Annotated in this window: 4 protein-coding genes and 1 tRNA gene; 3 read left to right on the top strand and 2 right to left on the bottom strand. The window is 59.4% G+C overall.

Features of this window, described 5'->3' with window-relative positions; all coding sequences use genetic code 11:
• The first annotated feature begins 24 nt into the window (after positions 1-24).
• Positions 25-100: transfer RNA gene (locus Q1V60_RS17770), tRNA-Phe, on the top strand.
• Between the two features lie 173 nt (positions 101-273).
• Entirely contained in the window at positions 274-945 is a 672-nt protein-coding gene (locus Q1V60_RS17765) for a hypothetical protein (protein WP_300632976.1), read from the top strand.
• A gap of 19 nt (positions 946-964) precedes the next feature.
• Here the strand turns inward: Q1V60_RS17765 and Q1V60_RS17760 are convergent, their stop codons facing one another.
• Entirely contained in the window at positions 965-2,572 is a 1,608-nt protein-coding gene (locus Q1V60_RS17760; RefSeq protein WP_300632974.1) for a hypothetical protein, read from the bottom strand.
• Positions 2,573-2,658: 86 nt separating this feature from the next.
• Positions 2,659-3,624: an arsenic resistance protein gene (locus Q1V60_RS17755; RefSeq protein WP_300632972.1), complete on the bottom strand. Its 966-nt coding sequence runs from the start codon at positions 3,622-3,624 to the stop codon at positions 2,659-2,661.
• A 157-nt stretch (positions 3,625-3,781) separates the two neighbouring features.
• Between Q1V60_RS17755 and Q1V60_RS17750 the strand changes: the two genes are divergently transcribed.
• Positions 3,782-4,195, top strand: coding sequence for a hypothetical protein (locus Q1V60_RS17750; RefSeq protein ID WP_300632970.1), 414 nt, complete (start codon positions 3,782-3,784; stop codon positions 4,193-4,195).
• Positions 4,196-4,371 lie beyond the last annotated feature (176 nt).

Below are 4,371 nucleotides of genomic sequence, written 5' to 3'. Positions count from 1 at the left end.
AAAACCCGTTTAATGCGCCCCGTTGCCCAGATAGCTCAGTCGGTAGAGCAGGGGATTGAAAATCCCCGTGTCGGCGGTTCGATTCCGTCTCTGGGCACCAAAATACCGAGAAACCCCAAGGAACAATCTGTTCCTTGGGGTTTTTTATTGCCTGCGATTTGATGGCGATCGAAGTGCGTGCGGTCACGACGTCGCAGCAGCACGATTGAGGTTGTTTTTCGCTGGACTCAATCGTTCAGCCTTTACCAAATTCCAGTTGTAAGGTTCTCTTCCATGACCCGCTTCTTGCTCTGCACGCTATTACTGCTGACCGCAATGCTCAGTGGATGCGCCACGCAAATGGACGTAGCGATCAACGCAACGCCTGATCCCGACTATCACTTCGACCGACAGGCAACCGTACTGGTGACGTCTATCGGCGGCAGTGACGAAAGCGCGCTCAACGCCCGCTACTACCTGCGCGATATGGTCAGCGCCATGAAGGACCAGGGTTTTGGCAATGTATTCACCGACACCACTCTGCCCAAGCACCATACCCCCATCAAAATGACCATCACCCTGGATGTCGACAGCAAGCAGGTCACCTACCGCTATACCGCCACCGAGTACGGCCAGGTGGCAAACAGCACTACCACGCAGTGCAAGAAGAACAAGAAAAAGACCGATCAACTGACCTGCACCAGCACGCCGAACACTAGCTATGGCCCGGTGGGCACCTCCGAACGTACCGGCTACACCACCCTCACCACCTTCAGGGCCACCGCTCGGGATGAAGTGAGCAAGCGTGCGGTATACGTGCTGCGGGCGTCGTCCTACAACGATGACTGCCAAGCCGCAAAGGTAGAAGCCTTCCTGGTGGAACAGGGGCTGCGCAATCTGAATTTTCAGGACCGGGTGCAGCGCAACTACACCGTTACGATGCCTGAGGGGTTTCGTTGCAAATAAAGGTTTTAAAAGGGCTCTGTCAGTTGAGCAAAAAAACCATCAACGGATTGTCGTTCAATCGCCCCTGAAAGCTCGGCGTCAGCAGCTCAGCGGGTGAGCCCTTCAACAACACTGTGTCTTTGCGCGGAACGATCACCCAGGATGGCCGGGGCAACGTGGCGAGTTTTTCCAGCTCGTTACGCCCGACGAAAAGCGGCTGCTCATCGTGGTCCAGGTTCATCATGTAGCGCACCGCCCAGGTGTCCCGAGCCAGGTCGACAAATACCAGAGGCCCCGGCTGCGAATCCCGCAACGCCTCCACCTGGCTGACAAACTGCCGGGTATCGAACTGAAGATCCTGGGCCGGTTCGATTACGGCTACCAGCAACAACCACTGCGCCGTCAGGGCGATCATGCTTAGCCATACCAGCCGTGCGGCCCGAGCCCACGCGACCATCGCCGCCATTTGCAGAAACGCCAGCACGCCGATCAATAACGGCATCGAAACGTCGGGCCAGTAGCCCTGCTTGTGCCAGGCATGCCGGCACGCAAACAGCACAATTACGCACAGCGCCGGCAGCGCCACGACGAGCCCTTCATAGCAACGGCGCACGCCAACCAGCCAGCCTTGCGCCTGCAGCAGCCCATAGGCCGCGACAGCAGCAAACATCGGCACCATTGGCAGAATGTAATAAGCGCGCTTGAAATGCGGCACTGACAGGCCGAGCAAAATCATCAAGCCGCACGCGCCGAGCCGTGCCAGCAACTGCACCTCATCGTTGGCCCAGCGTTCCGCCCAGCGATGACGCAGCGCAATCAACGTAGCCAGCGCCAATGGCACCACCGGGAAGTACCGGTACAAACTCAGTTGGAAGTAGAAGTAAAACGGCTCGCCGGATTCATCGAGGCGCCCGCCGACCTGCATCTTGAACACCTCATCGGCGAAGGCATCGCCTCCACTGATTCGCGCGAGCTTCATCAGCACCCACCAGCACGCCGCCAGCAACACCAACCCGACAACGCCGTGGATCAATACCTGCCGGACCCGCTCCCCCGGCCGGCCCAGCGCCCAGTACACGCATACGACGCCACACACTTCGATCAACCCCAGCGGCCCACGAATCGCGAAGGCCAGGATGAACAATGGGAAAACCGCGAGGTGCCTGAACCGCGAGCCCAGTCGCTCTCCACTGTGCAGCAGGTAGAAACTGCCGACGCACAACAGTGCGACCATCTGATCCAGGCACACCGAGCGGGACTTTTCGAGCAACTGGGTGGTGAGCAATGTCAGCAGCACCGTCAGCAATGCCCAGGGCCGGCTGGAGGGCGCCAGCAGGCGATAGATCAAGGCAATCACCCCCGCCGAAGCGAGCGCGGTGGGCAGCACATTCGCCAGATGGTTCGGCGCGTCAAACAACCGGGCGAAGACAAAGCTGAAGAACGTCGCGGTGCCGGGGTAATCCGCGTACGGCTGGCCGTAGGTGGTGGGGAAAAGACTCGCGCCATGGCGAAACATTTCTTGCAGGAACAGCGCCCAACGCCCGTCAAAGCCCTGAGGCTGCTGATCCCAGATACCCAGGGTGAACAGCAAGAAGGCGATCAGAAAGAGGCCCAGTGACTCCAGGCGATAACGGTTGCGATGATCCATCGGGTGACCTGTCAGGTGGGAGGCGCGGACTTATGGTGCCGACCGCCGCCCTGAACAGCGTCTGAACAGACCTGAATATTCATGCGTTACCGACTGGCGGGCCATACCAGGGCCGGGATCAGGCGGACATAAATCAACTGCGCCACCAGCTCGACCAGGGTTTGCAGGATTACCGCCGTCGCGGCCACCCCGCGCACACCCTCAGGCAACGCCAGCGCCAGGGGCAACACCACCAGCGAGTTGCGGGTGGCTGCGCTGAACGTGACCGCACGCGCCGTTGCCGCCGGCAGCGCAAACAGCCGCGAGGCCACTATTCCCATCAGCGGTGCCAGCAGCACGAAGCCCACGTAGATGGGAAGCACTGGCAGCAGTGCGTTGATATCGCGCATCACGGATGTGACCTGCGATCCAATCACCACAAACAACACAAGGGCCATCGCCGGCACCGGCAACCAGGCCCAGGCGTTGCTCCACCTGCCGATAAGCACTGATCGTCGCGCGAGGAACATGGTCAGTGCGGCCAGCACCATCGGCGCCACGATCAACAACAGGAACGCTTCGATAAACGGCCCAACCGCGATCACCACCTCCGATTGCGCCCCCAGCATCAACCCCAGGTACACCGGCAGCAGTGCCAACTGCATCAACAGCAGTAACGGCGTGGCCGCCAGCATTAACCGCGAGTCGCCTTTGCCAATATGAGTAAACACCACCACGTAATCGATACACGGCGTCAGCAATACCAGCAACGCGCCCACCAACAGCGCGGGATGCCCCAACAGGCCACGGGTCAGCGCCCACACCAGCAAGGGCACCAGGATGAAATTGGCCAACAATAACGCCGAGACAAAGCGCAGGTTGCCCAACCCGTGGCGTAGATCGAGGAAAGGAATCTGCAGGAACATCGCGTACATCAATACCGCGATGGCGGGCGTGATCAATACGCTGAGGCCCTGAGCGAATGACGGCCCGAATACACCACAGAGAGCGGCCAGCAGGATAGCGGCAAAGTAGAGGGGAATCTGGTTGTGCTCAAGGGTATCGCGGGTCATGAAGACGCTCTGGCAAGCTGCAAAGGCCTAGCCTATTCATCTATCGCCTGGTGGTCGAGTTGGATCAACGACGAAACTCAGCCGGATTCCCTTGGGATTTCTCCCGACCTGCGCTTCAATACCCCATCCAGATCCCGGACCAGAGGAGGTTGAGCCCATGGCCTCGCCGAACAAACAGCAGAAACGCGCCCAGCGGGCAAAAACCAAGGCTAAGCAAAACCGTACCCAGCGCGCCTCCGCGACCAAGCAGGATGCATTTGCCGACGATGACGCCCGCATCGATCTTGAGTCGGTGGATTTGACCGAGATGTTCCTGGAAATGCGTATTGCAGGCGAGATCAGCCAGCAGGCATTGTGTGCCGCGTTCCTGTCGCATCCGCTGCTGGCGCTGGTGATGGAGCAGGAAGGCGAAGAGGGAGCTACCGACTTTATCCTGGCTGCGCTGATCGAATACCGTCAGTGGGCCACGGACAGCGATGATGAAGTGGCCGCGTTGGCATGGATTGAGTCGCCGCAGTTCCAGGCGGATTACGTAGCAACGTCTCAGGCGCTAACAACTTCAGCAGACTGACACAAAACAAAATGTGAGAGGGGAGCTTGCCCCCGATAGCAGCGTGTCAGTCAGCTTGTTTGCAACTGATCCACCGTCACCGGGGGCAAGCCCTAATGCCGGTCAGTTAAGACAGAACCGGTCCCTGTGGCGAGGGAGCTTGCTCCCGCTGGACTGCGTAGCAGTCCCATTTTTGG

It is taken from the genome of Pseudomonas sp. (assembly GCF_030147005.1).
In the GTDB taxonomy this organism is placed as follows: Bacteria; Pseudomonadota; Gammaproteobacteria; order Pseudomonadales; family Pseudomonadaceae; genus Aquipseudomonas.
Note: the sequence above shows the minus strand (reverse complement) of the source record. Positions and strands in the feature narration are given on the sequence as shown.

Bases quoted from the DNA above. Each gene is read 5' to 3' on its own strand.
- Q1V60_RS17765 (WP_300632976.1), top strand. From the start codon at position 274: ATGACCCGCTTCTTGCTCTGCACGCTATTACTGCTGACCGCAATGCTC.
- Q1V60_RS17760 (WP_300632974.1), bottom strand. From the start codon at position 2,572: ATGGATCATCGCAACCGTTATCGCCTGGAGTCACTGGGCCTCTTTCTG.
- Q1V60_RS17755 (WP_300632972.1), bottom strand. From the start codon at position 3,624: ATGACCCGCGATACCCTTGAGCACAACCAGATTCCCCTCTACTTTGCC.
- Q1V60_RS17750 (WP_300632970.1), top strand. From the start codon at position 3,782: ATGGCCTCGCCGAACAAACAGCAGAAACGCGCCCAGCGGGCAAAAACC.